Origin of the sequence: Streptococcus sanguinis, assembly GCF_003943655.1 — a bacterium.
In the GTDB taxonomy this organism is placed as follows: domain Bacteria; phylum Bacillota; class Bacilli; order Lactobacillales; family Streptococcaceae; genus Streptococcus; species Streptococcus sanguinis_F.
Map to the genome: position 1 here is coordinate 1 of NZ_RJMM01000003.1, position 16,324 is coordinate 16,324.

Annotated in this window: 16 protein-coding genes and 1 pseudogene; 4 read left to right on the plus strand and 13 right to left on the minus strand. The window is 41.7% G+C overall.

What is annotated here, in order from left to right; genetic code table 11:
* The first annotated feature begins 367 nt into the window (after positions 1 to 367).
* The 4 genes and pseudogenes from D8886_RS02185 (at position 368) to nrdF (ending at position 6,218) form a co-directional block, all read left to right on the plus strand.
* A pseudogene (locus tag D8886_RS02185) lies at positions 368 to 2,145 on the plus strand (serine hydrolase domain-containing protein).
* 418 nt (positions 2,146 to 2,563) lie between these two features.
* Positions 2,564 to 2,782: a glutaredoxin-like protein NrdH gene (gene nrdH / locus D8886_RS02190; RefSeq protein ID WP_002897920.1), complete on the plus strand. Its 219-nt coding sequence runs from the start codon at positions 2,564 to 2,566 to the stop codon at positions 2,780 to 2,782.
* A gap of 160 nt (positions 2,783 to 2,942) precedes the next feature.
* The gene (nrdE, locus tag D8886_RS02195) at positions 2,943 to 5,102 is read left to right on the plus strand and encodes a class 1b ribonucleoside-diphosphate reductase subunit alpha (protein ID WP_002929875.1); all 2,160 of its coding nucleotides are present in this window, start codon (positions 2,943 to 2,945) and stop codon (positions 5,100 to 5,102) included.
* Between the two features lie 156 nt (positions 5,103 to 5,258).
* Entirely contained in the window at positions 5,259 to 6,218 is a 960-nt protein-coding gene (gene nrdF / locus D8886_RS02205) for a class 1b ribonucleoside-diphosphate reductase subunit beta (RefSeq protein ID WP_002910202.1), read from the plus strand.
* A gap of 56 nt (positions 6,219 to 6,274) precedes the next feature.
* Here nrdF and D8886_RS02210 read toward each other — a convergent pair whose 3' ends face one another.
* The 13 genes from D8886_RS02210 to argJ form a co-directional block, all read right to left on the minus strand.
* Positions 6,275 to 6,580 (minus strand): hypothetical protein, encoded by a 306-nt coding sequence (locus tag D8886_RS02210; protein WP_002912062.1) that lies wholly within the window; start codon positions 6,578 to 6,580, stop codon positions 6,275 to 6,277.
* A 76-nt stretch (positions 6,581 to 6,656) separates the two neighbouring features.
* Positions 6,657 to 7,271 carry a DUF6287 domain-containing protein gene (locus tag D8886_RS02215; RefSeq protein WP_004191829.1) on the minus strand — a complete coding sequence of 205 codons (615 nt, stop codon included), beginning with the start codon at positions 7,269 to 7,271 and terminating at the stop codon, positions 6,657 to 6,659.
* A gap of 71 nt (positions 7,272 to 7,342) precedes the next feature.
* The gene (locus tag D8886_RS02220) at positions 7,343 to 8,278 is read right to left on the minus strand and encodes a helix-turn-helix domain-containing protein (RefSeq protein ID WP_125434098.1); all 936 of its coding nucleotides are present in this window, start codon (positions 8,276 to 8,278) and stop codon (positions 7,343 to 7,345) included.
* 353 nt (positions 8,279 to 8,631) lie between these two features.
* Positions 8,632 to 9,549 (minus strand): diacylglycerol/lipid kinase family protein, encoded by a 918-nt coding sequence (locus D8886_RS02225; protein WP_004191834.1) that lies wholly within the window; start codon positions 9,547 to 9,549, stop codon positions 8,632 to 8,634.
* A 161-nt stretch (positions 9,550 to 9,710) separates the two neighbouring features.
* Positions 9,711 to 10,364, minus strand: a complete 654-nt coding sequence (locus D8886_RS02235) for a CPBP family intramembrane glutamic endopeptidase (protein ID WP_004191838.1) — start codon at positions 10,362 to 10,364, stop codon at positions 9,711 to 9,713.
* Positions 10,365 to 10,385: 21 nt separating this feature from the next.
* Positions 10,386 to 11,087: a CPBP family intramembrane glutamic endopeptidase gene (locus D8886_RS02240; protein ID WP_125434099.1), complete on the minus strand. Its 702-nt coding sequence runs from the start codon at positions 11,085 to 11,087 to the stop codon at positions 10,386 to 10,388.
* Positions 11,084 to 11,626: a DUF3267 domain-containing protein gene (locus tag D8886_RS02245; protein ID WP_125434100.1), complete on the minus strand. Its 543-nt coding sequence runs from the start codon at positions 11,624 to 11,626 to the stop codon at positions 11,084 to 11,086. Before D8886_RS02245 ends, D8886_RS02240 begins: the two co-directional genes overlap by 4 nt.
* Before the next feature lie 28 nt (positions 11,627 to 11,654).
* Positions 11,655 to 12,419 carry a DUF3169 family protein gene (locus D8886_RS02250; protein WP_125434101.1) on the minus strand — a complete coding sequence of 255 codons (765 nt, stop codon included), beginning with the start codon at positions 12,417 to 12,419 and terminating at the stop codon, positions 11,655 to 11,657.
* Positions 12,420 to 12,516: 97 nt separating this feature from the next.
* Positions 12,517 to 12,726, minus strand: coding sequence for a helix-turn-helix transcriptional regulator (locus D8886_RS02255; protein WP_125434102.1), 210 nt, complete (start codon positions 12,724 to 12,726; stop codon positions 12,517 to 12,519).
* Between the two features lie 18 nt (positions 12,727 to 12,744).
* Positions 12,745 to 13,077: a hypothetical protein gene (locus tag D8886_RS11885; RefSeq protein ID WP_002921810.1), complete on the minus strand. Its 333-nt coding sequence runs from the start codon at positions 13,075 to 13,077 to the stop codon at positions 12,745 to 12,747.
* 146 nt (positions 13,078 to 13,223) lie between these two features.
* On the minus strand, positions 13,224 to 14,366 hold the full coding sequence (locus D8886_RS02265; protein WP_125434103.1) for an acetylornithine transaminase: 1,143 nt from the start codon (positions 14,364 to 14,366) through the stop codon (positions 13,224 to 13,226).
* Between the two features lie 2 nt (positions 14,367 to 14,368).
* On the minus strand, positions 14,369 to 15,106 hold the full coding sequence (argB, locus tag D8886_RS02270) for an acetylglutamate kinase (RefSeq protein WP_125434104.1): 738 nt from the start codon (positions 15,104 to 15,106) through the stop codon (positions 14,369 to 14,371).
* An 11-nt stretch (positions 15,107 to 15,117) separates the two neighbouring features.
* Positions 15,118 to 16,311: a bifunctional glutamate N-acetyltransferase/amino-acid acetyltransferase ArgJ gene (gene argJ, locus D8886_RS02275; protein WP_125434105.1), complete on the minus strand. Its 1,194-nt coding sequence runs from the start codon at positions 16,309 to 16,311 to the stop codon at positions 15,118 to 15,120.
* Positions 16,312 to 16,324: the final 13 nt, after the last annotated feature.

A 16,324-nucleotide genomic window follows, 5' to 3' on the forward strand; every position in this document is an offset into this window, starting at 1 on the left:
GAGAATATCAACACTCGAGAATATCAACACTCGTTTTCTTATAACCAAAATTCATCCAGCTTTGACTGCAAGCATCCTTAAATTTTTCAATTAATATTCTCTTTTCTTCTATTGTAAACCCTTTTGGCATAGTTTTCCTTTCTTTTCAAAAATCATATATGACTATTTACACAATTTCAGTCATATGGTATAATTGTAAATATATCTTACTTTAGCTACATCTTACTTTAGCTACAATTGCAATCTTTTTTATAGAAAAGAACTGATTTCTCTATTTCTTCTGTCTATTGAAGGCGCGCTATATTTAATAGAAAAGAAATAGAGGTTATAGACGGTCCAGTCTCTATTTTTACGAAAGGAAGACGCTATGAAGAAATTACTATTATTCATCTGCTCACTACTCCCTGTACTTAGCATTATCATTCCAAGCCCTGTATTGGCGGATAGTAAGACTTTACCTACAGGGGATAGCTATGAACAGATTGGTCAAAAGATAGAAGATTTTTATAAAAAAAATGAAAAGACATCCGCTGCGATGGAAACAGCTGTTTTTGATACAAATGGAACCATTTATCGAGGAAATTTCGGCTATATTGATAAGGAAAAACAGACCAAAGCTGATGATAGCACCATTTTTGAATGGGGTTCTATCACTAAGCTGACTGTCTGGATATCTGTCATGCAGCTCTGGGAAGAAGGAAAAATTGATCTTGAGACTGATATAAAAAACTACCTGCCCAAGGACTTTCTCAAACATTTAAATTTCGATAAACCTATTACTATGCTAGATTTGATGAATCATCAAGCCGGATTTGACGAGCAAAATACTTATCTAAAAGGGGATAAAAGTATTGAAGAACTGATGAAGACCAGACAACCTAATCAAGTATTTGAACCAGGTACGACTACTGCCTATTCTAACTTTGGTACCGGACTAGCCGCTTATATTGTTGAGCGAATTAGTGGACAATCATTTTCCGACTATGCCCATGAGCACATCTTTAAACCTTTAGAGATGGAAAAAACGGCTATTTTGCCTGACTTGTCCGATAATGCATATGTCTATGAAAAACATAAAGAAGTCAAAAGCTATGATGCTAATGGAAATTATAAGAAAGATTCAGACTTTGAACTGAGTCTCTATCCTGTCGGCCGTGCCACAGGAACCTTAGATGACTTGCAGAAATTTGCCCAAGCCCTTCTAAAAAAGAAAGAACTTTTCAAACATCCTGACACTTGGAAAACTCTATATACTGCAAGCTCTACCTACCCAGGTACAGATATCCCTCTGAATGCACACGGATTTTGGTATCAAGAATATGGGGTCAGAGTTATTGGACACGGCGGCAATTCTGGAGGATTTTCTTCTTACATTTTACTTGACTTAGAGTCTGGTATTGGCCAAGTCATTATGACGAACCAATTTCAAGAAAAAATCTATAATTACAAGATGCCCGAGCTAGTATTTGGTCCTAAAAAATCTCCAAATAAACAATCTTATGCAAAATTCCATCCTGGTTACTATCGCAGCGCCCGTACTTTCAATAGTGGTCCCTTCTCTTTCTTAAGAACAGTTCCGGGATATACCTACTATATCAATGAGAAAGCAGATGCTGCTCAGCTCAACGGAGATTTCTGGGTCGCTAGTGAATCACAAGGACAAGAAAAAATCACGCGAGCCTATGGCGACGCGCTTCGGCAATCTAATTGGGATCTTATCAAAGACTACGGGATGCTCCTTCTTGCTGGATTGGCCATTTTGTTTAGTGAGATTAGTCTCCTTACCAATGCAGGTATCGATCTTTATCGCCTTATCCTAAAAAATCCCAAAAGAAGACTTCATTAGCATGGAAAATATGGATATACCTGACTAATGCAGCTATTTTAAGCATTCCCTTCAACCTATTCAATATCTTTACTAAACTTATGAATGCTGCAGATGCTGACTATAACTGGAACTTTATAACATTAGCCATTCTAGCTCTGCTTCTTGCAGTCGGCTCTCTTTATCCTTTCTATCTTAAAAACAAGGAAAAATGGAGTAAGAGTAAATTATTTATCACTAGTATTGCCAGCCTATCCTCTCTAATCATGGTCGCTAATATTCTCTACTGGTCTCTTTATCAATGGTGGGCTGCCTACTAAAAAATAACATGTTATCCCTAGCTCCCTGCAGCGACATTTGCAGGGAGTTTTTATATTCCAATAAAAAATATCTAGCTCGAATTTAGATCCAAAAACTCCTCCCTCCACTCCTGCTAGTGATTCCCTAAATTCTGTAACACAAGATATTGGATTTTGGTTTTTGGGAGGAAAAGCCACCAGTCATTTGTCTAAAGTTTTAAGACTTGTTTAAGCATTGCCGCATCAGCATTTTGTTCCTTTTCTGCAATTTTTCACTTCTTTTCATTGTTTATGTAAACACTATATATTGTATTGTAATCTATCCTATAACAAAATATCACACAATATTTAGTTCAAAACTATTGACATTCTATTTTCTTTTAGATATACTAGTTTCGTATTATTTAAAAGAAAAAACGAAAGTTTAGAGGAATCTTTAATGGTAACTATTTACTCAAAAAACAACTGCGTTCAGTGCAAAATGACCAAGCGCTTCTTAGATACTAATCATGTAGAATACCGCGAAATCAACTTGGACGAACAGCCAGAATTTATTGACCATGTCAAAGATCTTGGTTTCAATGCTGCTCCTGTGATTCAGACAGCAACTGAGGCATTTTCTGGTTTCCAACCTGGTAAATTGAAAAAACTGTCTTAATGTAGTTTATTTTGAGGGCAGCGCGCCTTGATCGGGAGATAAACTAAAAGACAGATTATCAGGGCAAACTGCAGCTCCTATGCTCATAGGAGCCGTTTCTTTTGTAAGGCGGAACTTTTTCCGCTAGCTAATTATCTTATTTATATAGAAAAGGGAAAACATGGGACTCAAACATTTAGAGGATGTGACATACTTCCGACTCAACAACGAAATCAACCGTCCAATCAACGGACAGATTATGCTCCACAAGGACAAAGAAGCCCTGGAGGCTTTCTTTAAGGAAAACGTTGAGCCGAACACCAAGCAATTTTCTTCTATTACAGAAAAGATTGAATATTTAATAGAAGAAAACTATTTGGAAAAGGAATTTATCCAGCTCTACTCTCCTGAATACATCGAGGAGCTGACTGCTTTTATCCATGCTCAAGATTTCAAGTTTAAATCTTTCATGGCTGCTTATAAGTTCTACAACCAGTATGCACTGAAGACAAATGATGGTGAATACTATCTGGAAAGCATGGAAGATCGGGTACTCTTCAATGCCCTCTACTTTGCCAACGGAGATGAAGCCATTGCCAAGGATATTGCCAATGAAATTATTCACCAGCGCTACCAACCGGCGACACCAAGCTTCCTCAACGCTGGTCGGGCTCGTCGCGGTGAATTGGTTTCCTGCTTCCTCATCCAAGTAACAGATGATATGAACTCAATCGGCCGCTCCATCAACTCTGCCCTGCAATTGTCTCGTATCGGAGGCGGGGTCGGTATTTCCCTCAGCAATCTGCGGGAAGCTGGAGCACCTATCAAGGGTTATGAAGGAGCTGCCTCTGGCGTTGTGCCTGTTATGAAACTCTTTGAGGACAGTTTCTCCTATTCTAACCAGCTGGGCCAACGTCAGGGAGCTGGGGTTGTTTACCTCAATGTCTTCCACCCAGATATCATCGCCTTCCTTTCTACTAAGAAAGAAAATGCTGACGAAAAAGTTCGCGTTAAAACCCTCTCACTTGGTGTCGTCATTCCGGATAAGTTCTACGAATTAGCGCGCAAAAATGAAGAAATGTACCTCTTCAGCCCATATTCTGTTGAACGTGAGTACGGCGTTCCATTTGCCTATCTTGACATCACTGAAAAATACGATGAGTTGGTTGCTAATCCAAATATCACTAAGACCAAGATCAAGGCCCGTGATTTGGAAACAGAAATTTCCAAACTCCAACAAGAATCTGGCTATCCTTATGTCGTAAACATTGATACGGCCAACCGTTCAAACCCAATCGACGGTAAAATCGTCATGAGTAACCTTTGCTCTGAAATCCTGCAGGTGCAAGAGCCTAGCCTTTTGAATGATGCGCAAGAGTATCTCCACTTGGGAACAGATGTATCATGTAACTTAGGCTCTACTAACGTTGTCAACATGATGACTTCACCTGACTTCGGAAAATCCATCCGGACTATGACACGCGCCCTGACCTTTGTCACAGACAGCTCGCACATCACAGCTGTACCATCTATCGATAATGGTAACAGTCTGGCACATACCTTTGGTCTGGGAGCTATGGGACTGCACAGCTATTTGGCTCAGCAGTTAATCGATTATGGATCAGCGGAAGCTGTAGAGTTCACCAGCATCTACTTCATGCTCATGAACTACTGGACCTTGGTCGAGTCTAACAATATCGCTCGCGAGCGTGGCGTGACCTTCCATAACTTTGAAAAATCTGACTATGCTAACGGAACTTACTTTGACAAATACCTGACGGGTGAATTTGTACCTAAATCTGACCGTGTCAAAGAACTCTTCGCAGGTATCTTTATCCCATCTGCAGAGGATTGGGCAGAGTTGCGTGACAAGGTCAAGGCTGATGGTCTCTACCATCAAAACCGCCTAGCCGTTGCACCAAATGGTTCTATCAGCTACATCAATGATGTTTCTGCTTCAATTCACCCAATTACTCAACGAATCGAAGAACGTCAAGAAAAGAAAATCGGTAAGATCTACTATCCTGCTGCTGGTCTGTCAACTGAGACTATTCCTTACTACACCAGTGCCTATGACATGGACATGCGCAAGGTTATCGATGTCTATGCAGCCGCAACTGAACATGTGGACCAAGGTCTTTCCCTGACTCTCTTTATGCGCAGCGATATCCCTAAAGGCCTCTACGAGTGGAAAAAAGAAAGCAAGCAAACAACCCGCGACCTTTCTATCTTGCGTAACTACGCTTTCAACAAAGGTATCAAGTCCATCTACTACGTCCGCACCTTCACCGATGATGGCGGCGAAGTAGGTGCCAACCATTGTGAAAGCTGTGTGATCTAACAAGAGATTTTAGAAAAAGAAAAGGAAATTCGACCATGTAATAATTTTACTTTCCTCATTATGGACAGGAAGGTAAAATCGTGGAGTATTGGGGTAGTATCCAAGAAGTGATAGCTGATACCCCATCAGGTCGTACCATCTACTAAAGGAGAAAGAATGCAAACTTACTACAAAGCCATTAACTGGAACGCTATCGAAGATGTCATCGATAAGTCCACCTGGGAAAAACTGACTGAGCAATTCTGGCTGGATACGCGGATTCCCCTATCCAATGACCTGGATGACTGGAGAAAGCTGTCTCACAAGGAAAAAGACTTGGTCGGCAAGGTCTTCGGTGGCCTGACCCTGCTGGATACCCTACAGTCTGAGTCTGGTGTGGATGCCCTGCGCAAGGATGTACGCACAGCCCACGAAGAAGCTGTCTTCAACAACATCCAATTTATGGAGTCCGTTCATGCCAAGTCCTACTCTTCTATCTTTTCTACGCTCAACACCAAGTCAGAAATCGATGAAATCTTTGATTGGACCAACACCAATCCATACCTGCAAAAGAAAGCTGAGATTATCAACGAAATTTACCTGAACGGTACAGCTCTGGAAAAGAAAATAGCCAGTGTTTTCTTGGAAACCTTCCTCTTCTACTCTGGTTTCTTCACTCCACTCTACTATCTGGGTAATAACAAGCTGGCCAACGTTGCTGAGATTATCAAGCTGATTATCCGTGACGAGTCTGTCCATGGAACCTATATCGGCTATAAGTTCCAGCTAGCTTTTAACGAGCTGCCAGAAGACGAGCAAGAAAAACTCAAAGAATGGATGTATGACCTGCTCTACACCCTCTATGAAAATGAAGAAGGCTACACTGAAAGCCTCTATGACACAGTCGGCTGGACCGAAGAGGTCAAGACCTTCCTGCGCTACAATGCCAACAAGGCTCTGATGAATCTGGGACAGGATCCCCTCTTCCCAGACTCAGCGGACGATGTCAATCCTATCGTCATGAACGGTATCTCAACCGGTACCTCCAACCATGACTTCTTCTCCCAAGTGGGTAACGGCTACCTGCTAGGCGAAGTTGAAGCCATGCAGGATGACGACTATAATTACGGTTTATAGACAAAGAACCCCTCTTTCCAAAATCCGGAAAGAGGGGTTTTTGATTGACTATTAATCTATTGATTATCGTAGATATATTCTTCCAGATGTTCTGCGACTGTAATCTCAACTCCAGCCTCAGATGTTAGATAAATCACGGTACAGTCATGAGCTGGGACAATAGGAAATAAAAAGGGCTTCATATTTTGATAAATTCTATACATCCGCCTTTGACTCGTTGGATTTTCCAGATAAAGCTTGCTGTCACCACCAGAAAAGTCAGCCGGCAGAAGGGCATAGTAAGCCACCAAAGCTCCATTTTCATCCAATACTCTAATCTTATTTAAGTCCTCAGCTATTTTTTTCATCATTAAGGTGGCCATTTTTTACTCCCTTCATGTCTTTATCCAAATAAAGGTGGAGCTGGGAACATCATCCCTAACCCCACCTATACAGTAACTAATTAGATACGCGATAATACGGATGCTGTGAAGCAGTGATAGCATCTTGTCCAACTCGAATCTGTGCTTTAGGATTCTCGTTTCCCGTATCAGGCAAAACAGCTCCTTCTGGAATTACTAAAAAGGTTGCGCTACTGCTACCAGCAGTATAAGCAAGAGTAGATACATAACTACCATCGCTTACTTGACCTTTTAGTAAAGTATAATCGCTGGATTCTTTTCCATTCAGAGTATGAGAAACAACCCCTTGATTATTCAATACTATCGCATCCCCCAAATCATTTTGCCAAGTACCGGCTACACTCGAAAAATCTCCTGCTGCCAAAGCATTGACATCAATACCCGCTGCTGGAGTGGCTGGGTCTTTCGTGTCAGACTTTGTTTCATTTTTAGGCTCAGCTTCAGAAGATGCCGACGCTACATCAGTTTCATCTTGGCTAGCTGATTGAACAACTTTCGCTTCAGATTTGACATCTGATTTAGAAGTTTGAACTGTTTGACTAGAGCTGCTATTTTGAGATGTTTGCTTCTCCTGCTGTTTACTGCAAGCACCAAGCAAGATAATAGAAGAAGCGAGCGCAGTCGCAAGAAACATTAATTTTGCATTTTTCATAAAAGGACCTCCTTTAGGTTTGCCTAATTATAACACGAAAGATTTTGCCAAAACAGGACATAGATGTCCTGTTAGCCTTGATGATAGATCTGAAGTTCTTTATTCCACTCCTCAGACATTTTTTTAGATAGAAAAGTATGACCTAACAATTTTGCCAGCGTCAGTCCCTCTTCATAGTATTGTTGTGCCTTTTTCTCGTCCTTGTGTACAAAAAGCTCATATTCTCCCTCTAACATTCTTATCAGCGGTTTCTTTTGATAGTCCTCTGTCAATTCCATAATTACATTAAGTTTGTTGAGTGTATCTTTTGTATAAATGAACTCTTTTCGCTCGCACTCAATACCTGGGATTGTCAGTAAAGCATCCCGCATGAGAAAGAGATATTCATTTGGAATATAGTCAACTGACTGCAGTAATCGCTGAGCGATTCTTGCATATAATTCCTTATCAAACTTAGCTGACCTAATCTCCTCTTCATCTCCCACATAGATCTGATAGAGCTGAATATAGAGCAAATCATTTACATCATAATGCTTTTTACTCTGTAAATCATCCAAATGTTGGGCAAAGAGAGTCATTCCATATTTCTGGAAATTCTCAGAAGTATAGGTATAAATCTTTGACTGCAAAATAACCATTATATTCTGCTCAGCTTCTGGCAAATCATCATAATAAACTTCAAAGATCTCATCTATGATATGCTCCAATTCAGATAAGACTTCGGGATTGCCATAAGTGGTCGTCCGAATCAGCTTATACTTCAAGCGCTGGTAATCAGCAGGTAGAGCTGCATCTTCTTTTTTACTTCCTGTCAAAGTTGTCAAATCGACCTCTAGACAGAAAGCCAGATATTCTAAAGTAGAGAGAGTCGGCTGGGAAATGCCTGACTCCAAACGGGTTAACTGCCGTATAGAAAGCTTTGACTCATCACCACACAATTGCTCCTTGGTCCAGCCCCTATTTAATCGAAGCTGTTTCAAATGCTGTCCAAATTCTTTTCCTTGCATCGTCAATTCCCCTCCCAAATAAATTAGGAAACCTTTGCTTATGTTATCATGTTATTCTAGATTTATTATAGCATAACTGGAAAGATTTTACTAATAAAATTCTAAAAAGATTACTTCCTTTTCTCAGTGATGAAATCTACCTAACTGTTGCAACAGTTAGGTAGAGCGGAGCTATTGAGACCTTAGGCTCAATAGCTAGTCATGGAACTCTGCAGGAGGTCGCTGACGTCCGCCATCACTTGAGAAAAGTATGTAAATCTAAAAATTAGCATATTACAAATATTAAAGGACCCCAAACTTAAAAGTTTGGAGTCCTTCTACCATATTCTTTTTTGAGTCTAAACACAAAAAAACTAGCAATAAACATTCAAGTGAGATGGCAAGACACGAATCGTTACTGGCAGTTGGTCGCCCTCATCTCCGTCAACGTTGACGCTGAGCTCTGCGTTATTGTCAGCCAACTCAACTGTGATTTCCTTAAAGGTCAGATACTCGATATTATTACTTTCTTCGCCATTGCCCGAAATCAAATCCGGCACAGAAACCAAGGTATCCAAGAGATTTTTATCCTTAAGATACAAGAGATGAAGCAAGCCGTCATTGACAGTGGCTTCAGGGAGAATACTCTCGAAACCTCCGATTGAGTTGGTAGAGCCAATCAAGAGTGTACTGCTCTTTATCGTGCGCTCTTCTCCATCAATCTTCAAGTGAAATTCGTAAAAACTAGTATCCATCAACTGCTTGAAACCAGAGATAAAGTAGGCAAACTTACCCCACTTGGTCTTGTCTTCAGAATCTACATTGTTGATTGACTCTGGAATAGTTCCAATGGCAACCACATTCATAAAGTACTGGTCATTAATCTTACCGATATCAAGCGGCTTGACTTTATTGATATCCAGATTCTGGATGGCTTCTTCAGCATCTAGAGGAATGCCGAGAGCACGCGCCAAGTCATTGACCGTACCAAGTGGAAAGAAACCAAAGGTCGGACGATAGTCTAGTTCAGCCAGACCGCTGATTCCTTCATTGACAGTTCCATCGCCACCCATGACAAAGACGCTATCATAATGGTCTTCTGCCGCTTGCCTAGCAAAAGCTGCTGCGTCTCCGCCTTTTTCAGTATGCTTGACCACTGCCTCATCGAAGCAGCCTGCCAGCTTTTCTCTTGCCAAGTCTTCATAGGACTTGGCTTTTTCGCCTCCCGAGCTAGGGTTGACAATTAATAGGACTTTAGACATAAGGAAACCTCTTTTCATTTGATAGCTCATTATACCATCTGGAAAACACTTTCACAAGAATTTGAAACTGCTGGCTTTCGAAAGACCAGAAAAGCAGTTTGGTATTTAAACTCCATTCCACAGAAAAACACTTCTGCCGTTAGACTTTTCTGCCTAACTTTAGAAGTGCTGTCTTATATGTAGTTTTTCTATTAAAAGAAGAAAACCAGAACAAAAGCAATTAGATTATTAGCCAGATGTAGGCCAATTGAATAGCGAAGATCCTTCTTAGCTAGATATCCTAAGCCGAAAATTGCCCCCAAGATGAAGTAAACTAGAAACTGGACTAGATTGCCCGGCATGTGCAGAAGAGAGAAAAAGCTGGCAGATACAGTTAAATAGAGCAGAATTTTCGCCAAGCTATTTTGGTCAGGAAAGAGAAACTTAGCCAAAAATCCTCGCGTCAGCAACTCTTCGAGAATAGGAGCAAAGATTACCATGTATAGGAAGGCAAAGGCTGGCTGCTGCTGAATCAACTCTACAGCAGTGTTCTGATTGGCAGAAGATTCAATAGGAACGAGCTGCTGGAAGATGATAAAAGCAAGCAAGAGGGCGCTGGGAAGCCAGATAGAACTGGTCAGCTTGGTATTTTTGATCTCCAGTTTCAAATCTTTCTGGTACCATTTCCACATGGCAAAAGAATAGAGACTGGCAAGTATGACAAAAATCGGCAAAATCAATAGTTGAGAAGTTCCTCCTGTCAGAGAACCTATGGTGAAGAGAACTATAGCCGAAAATATATAGAAATAGGCCAAGAGAACAAGTATATAAAGGCCAAAATTAGTAAAGAAGGTTTTTAATTTCATAGTGATTCCTTATAGATTGATTTACTTAAACATAGCTAGCAGCAGTAATATAGCCATGGGGAGATTGTTCAGGATATGAACCAACATGGAATCTTTTATATTCCCCCGACGAGCATAGGATAAATATAAAACCAGTCCAAGTGCAAAATAAATTGGGAACTCTGTCAATTGGGTGATATGAGGCAGAGTGAAGACCACAGAAGTCACAATAGCAGGCAAAACCTTTTGATTATTTTTGAAAAAGAAGGCAGTACCAAAACCACGGAAAATTAATTCTTCCATGATAGGAGCAATAAAAGCAATCGTTGCAACAAAGAGCAAGGCAAAGAAAATATGCTGCGAAGACATCATTCCCCCTAGCCCTTGTATGGCGCTGTCATTACTGGTCTGGGAATTGCCGCTCAGGATGAGATTGAGATAAACACCAACAATAGCAGCTACCCTCGCAAGGAAAAAGAATAGAAAAGCAAAACCGATGTCCTTACCAGACAGTTTGAATTTCTTCTTTTCTTCAGGCACATGCTTCTGATATCGTTGCCATAAGCTACGAAAAATCAAGAAAACTAAAATCAGATACAAGGCTACCAATAAGATTTCTGCATATATAGGTAAACTCTTCCCGAGCCTCAAGAATAGCATCGGAGCAACATTTATAAGGAGGCTAAGAGCAATTAAGCCTATCCATTTTACAAGTCCTAAAGCAATTGATTTGAAGTTGTTCATTTTGTATTCTCCTTTTGATAAATATTAATACCGACTTCCGTATCCTCAACAGCGATATCACCCTTCTGCCGAAGAATAGCGGCAGCAAGGAAAAAATCTCCTGCACAGCCGGCTGCATGGAAGCTAGCAAGGACGATATAAGAAGTCGCAGTCAGAATATGCAAGGCATAAATCAGGGTCAGGGCTAGGCTAATCAGAAAGAAAGGTGCCAGGATAATGACGAGCATCCTTTTCCGACTGTAACGACTGCCTGGGCTAGTCGCATAGGCCATGCCGCTCTTAAAACCAAACTTGACCTTGGTATTTTCATCCCCCAAGACCTTGAAGAAAAAGCCGTGGATCAGCTCATGAATGACCATTAGAACAAGGAGGTAGAATAAGTCAAAGAAATGAAAAACTTCGCTACCCTTGCCATACATCAGAATAGCAATCCAGGTAAAGAGGGCTAGAAAAGGGAAGATCAGCAATACAGCCATTATATTCAGAGCCAGATTGACCTTTTTATTATGGATAAAATCAAGTTCTTTCAGTAGTTTCATAATTTCCGCCTTTCATCGGGAAATAAGCTTATTTGAAGTATTTTCTTACCATTGGATAATACATAAGATTGATATAGATATGGATCACCACTAGGACGACAAAACCAGAAACGACATTGAGGGGTGTGAAAGTTCCCACTATCCCTAAAATAACATAGAGGGCTGGCAGAAGTCTCTGATTTACATTAAAGAGAATAAGATAGCACTGTTCATAATTGGCTTGCAGCTCTGATTCATCATAAGAGAGCACAAATTCTTTTATTTCCTTAGTAGTCGGGAAGGCTGATAACTTATAGTGCCGCACCTTCTGAACTGTCTTTAAAAAGACAACTTGCAAAATAATATAAAGAATGGCAATCGCATAATCTATAAGACTCCACCGAAGAGGGCTCTTATGATTAGCGATATTTCCAATAAAAACAACTCCAACTAAAATCGTAAAAAGAACGATAGCACTGCTGATATTAAAGACAATAGTCGAGTATTCCAAATTTTTAAATGTTAAACAGTACCATTCATAATTCTTATTCTCATCTGCTTCTTTTTCATAGGCTTCATTGTATTTACGAGTCCGATAAATCAAGAAAAAGGTTAAAGGATAAAGAATAATTAGACTAGCCCGACCTAACTGTCGCAGCAGTTGAACAGAAAAAATAGTCGACCAACTGATGTTTTTTAGCAGACCAGTTTCAGAAAATAAAATAGACAGACCACCTATTAAAGCTCCAGCTAGAAATATAAGGACATTATATAAAACTCTTTTCTGTGTAGATATACGTTTTTGCTCTTTCACGACTTCTTCTCCTTTATTTTTTTACAATAGATGATACAAGAATGCTGAGGCTGAAGGACTGTTTTAGCTCCTGTTGAAATGAATTCTAATTGCTTCTTCATTCTGCTTCCTCCACCAGCCGAAAGACATTCTCAACATTTTCGTTGAAAATATGGGCAATCTTAAGGGCAATCACAATCGATGGGGTATATTCGCCTCTCTCTATAAGGCTGATTGTCTGCCTGGAAACACCGGCCAGCCTAGCCAGTTCTGTCTGGTTGAGACCGTCACGCGCCCTCAACTCCTTGAGTCGATTTCTTAATTTCATTAAAATCCCCCACTTCTCCTAAAGCTCGATAGACCGAATGTCTTCAATACGAATCAGCTTGGTCTTGGTCTGACCTTTTTTATCTGTCATGCTCAGCTTGACCCATTCTTCATCCACATCCACTACCAGCCAGTTTACCAGCCAGTTATTGGTTCCAATTGACTCGCTCATAATTGTCGGCTTCTTTCCAATCATTTCTTTTAAAAATTGTGACATTGTTTTGTTCCCCTTTCTTTTTCTTTCTAAAGACTTTATCCGTCCCTGCATCCGCTTTAGCTTATTGGAAGAATCAATCCCAAAGATAAAAACCATAAAAGTCATCGGAAGCAAGAACCATAAGAATGCATTCATAATCGTCCCTCCATTTCCTGTTCAAAAGTATTGTAACAGATTCTTTTCTTTTTGACAAGTATTTTTGTCAAAAAAATAATAATCATTGTCAAAAGTGCTATTATCATAGACAAAAAAGAATCCAGCTCAAACTGAATCCTTTTCCTTTATTCATCAATTTCTGAAAATACTTCTTTTAAAACAGCAATCCCCTGCTGGATTTCCTCCCTGCCGATAGTCAAAGGCGGCAGGAGACGGATAACATTTTCTCCGGCTGTCAGGATAATCAAGCCCTTCTGACGAGCGGCCTCAACAATCTTTGACAGACTGGCACTTGTTTCAATCCCAATCATCATGCCCAGGCCTCGAACAGCAGAAATCTTTGGATGGTCCTGAAAAGCAAACTGCAACTGCTCCAGTAAGATGGCACTCTTAGACCTGACTTCTTCTAGAAAGCCCGCTTCTTTCATGATATGCAAGGTCTCCAAGGCAGCTGCCATGGCTAATTTATTGCCACCAAAGGTAGAGCCATGACTGCCAGGTCCAAGAGCGGAAGCCAAGCTGGATTTTCCCAATAGAGCACCAGCAGGCAGGCCATTAGCCAGACCCTTAGCCAGTGTCACAATATCCGGTATAATCCCATAATGCTCAAAGGAATAAAGCTGACCAGTGCGCCCCATACCTGTCTGTACCTCATCAACAATCAGCAAAATCCCCTCTTGTTGGCAAAAATTAGCCAAGTTTTTGACAAAAGCTGCTTCTGCTGGACGAACCCCTGATTCTCCTTGGACCAATTCCAGCATGACAGCTGCCGTATCCTGATTGACCAAGTCTTCTACGCTGGCCAGATCATTGTAAACCGCATAGCTGAAATGAGGAACCCCATCACCAAATCCTTCCTTGATCTTATCCTGTCCTGTTGCGGCCATAGCGCCAAAGGTCCGACCATGAAAGGATTGCTGAAAAGTTATAATGCCTTGCTTGCCAGTAGCTTTGCGAGCTAGCTTAATAGCTGCTTCATTGGCTTCTGTTCCACTATTGCAGAAAAAAGCCAAATAATCATAAGAACCAGCCAGTTCCTGAGCCACCTGCTCTTGCAGAGAGCTAAGATAGAGATTGGGACTGTGCCAGATGCGCCCTGCTTGCTGGATCAAAGCCTGCTGGACCTGTGGGTGAAAGCCAAGATTGGTTACACTAATACCCGATGAAAAGTCCAAATAAGCCTTTCCCTTACTGTCAATCAGATAGGAGCCCTCTGCTTTAACAAACTCAATGGGTGCCCGCTTATAGTTTTCAAATAAATAAGTCATCGTTATCCCTCTGCTATCAAGGTGCCTGTCAAAAGATTGTCACCAATCAGAACCTGCCCGACACCGGAAAGCACAGTCTGAACAGCACTCTCGATCTTAGGAATCATCCCACCCTTGATGACACCTGTCTGAATCTTCTTGGAAACCTGACTGGTCAGAAGCTGGGGCAGGACTTTTTTATCCTCTAAAACTCCTTCTATATCTGTCATCAGGATCAGCTTCTCTGCCTGCAAGCTGCTAGCAACTGCCGCAGCTAGATAGTCTGCATTGATATTTAAGAGCTCACCAGCATCATTTTCCCCTAGCGAAGCCAGCACTGGGACTATGCCCGCAGCCAGCAGCTGCTCTAGATAAGCAGTTTGAATCGCCTTCACCTGACCGACATAGCCATAGAGGTCTTTATCAATAAAATCTGCCGAAACTGTCTTTCCCAAATGTGAAACCAGCTGAAGGCTTTCAATATCTGAATCATTCAGTTCTTGTGTCAGCGTCCGGCCGACTTGACCTACCAAGGCCTGCTCAATGATAGGTAAGTCAGACTTGGCTGTCACCCGCACCCCCTTAACCTTGTGAGTAGGCATCTGGCGCTCTTTCATAAGTTGGTTAATGACCAGACCGCCCCCGTGAACGACCACGATTTTCTTACCAGCTGCTATCCACGCTTGCATTTGCTTGATAAACTTGGTAGACAGCTTTTGCGCAGCAACACCACCAATTTTTATAACAATCACATCTTTCATCGCATTTCTCCTTAGGTTCTATAGAGGGCATTGATTTTCACATAATCATAGGATAGATCGCAGCCCCAGGCCTGAGCTTCAGCGTCCCCATCGTGCAGGTCTATGGTCAAGGTCAGCAGCTCCCCAGCCATAGCATCACTTGTCTCCTCGGGGTCAAAAGCCACAGGGCTAGAAGCCTGCATAACTGGAATCCCCTCAATCCAAATATCAATGTCATCAACCGAGACATCTGCTCCCGCATAGCCGATAGCTGCTAAGATTCGGCCCCAATTGGGATCTTGACCAAAAATAGCCGTTTTGACCAGGCTAGATCCAACGACACTCTTAGCAATCATACGGCCGCTCTGTTCATCCTTGGCATGCCGCACATTAACTTCAATCAGCTTGGTCGCTCCCTCCCCATCCTTGGCAATTTTCTTAGCCAAGTCAGCCATAAGATAGTGGAGCATCTTAGAAAACTTTTCAAATTCCTCCGTATCTGGCAGAATTTCTTCATTTTGCCGGCAGCCGTTAGCCATGACTAGCACCATGTCATTGGTCGATGTATCCCCATCCACCGTGATTTGGTTGAAAGTCGTCTCCACATGCTGACTGAGAGCCGCTTGCAAGGTAGCGCTGGAAATATTGGCATCACAAGTGATAAAGGCCAGCATCGTCGCCATATTCGGATGAATCATGCCCGATCCCTTAGCCACCCCTGCCATAGTCACCAGGTCTGTTCCAAACTCTTCTGTGACTACACAGGTCTTGGTGCAAGTATCCGTCGTCAAGATAGCCTCAGCAAAATCTTCTGACTTGCCACTCACCAGAATCTGTGACAGACCATTTTTCAGAGCATCCATTGGAAGCTGCTCGCCGATGACTCCTGTAGAAGCCAGACCTACCAAGTCGGGCTCAATCTTCAGCTTTTGAGCAGTCAATCGCTGCATCTCACAGGCGGCGTCCAGTCCCTGCTGGCCTGTACAGGAATTGGCAACACCAGAATTTACAACTATTGCCTGCAATTTCTGGCTCTTTTGGATTGATGCTTTAGTCACTAGAAGCGGAGCAGCAATGACCTTATTAGTTGTATAGACTCCTGCCACACTGGCCGGCACTTCTGATACAATCCAGCCAAAATCCAACTTCTTTTTCTTAAAGCCAGCGTGTAAACCGTCAGCCGAAAAGCCTAGCGGACTGGCAATCGTTCCATCAATAATCTTCATATCTAACCCTTTC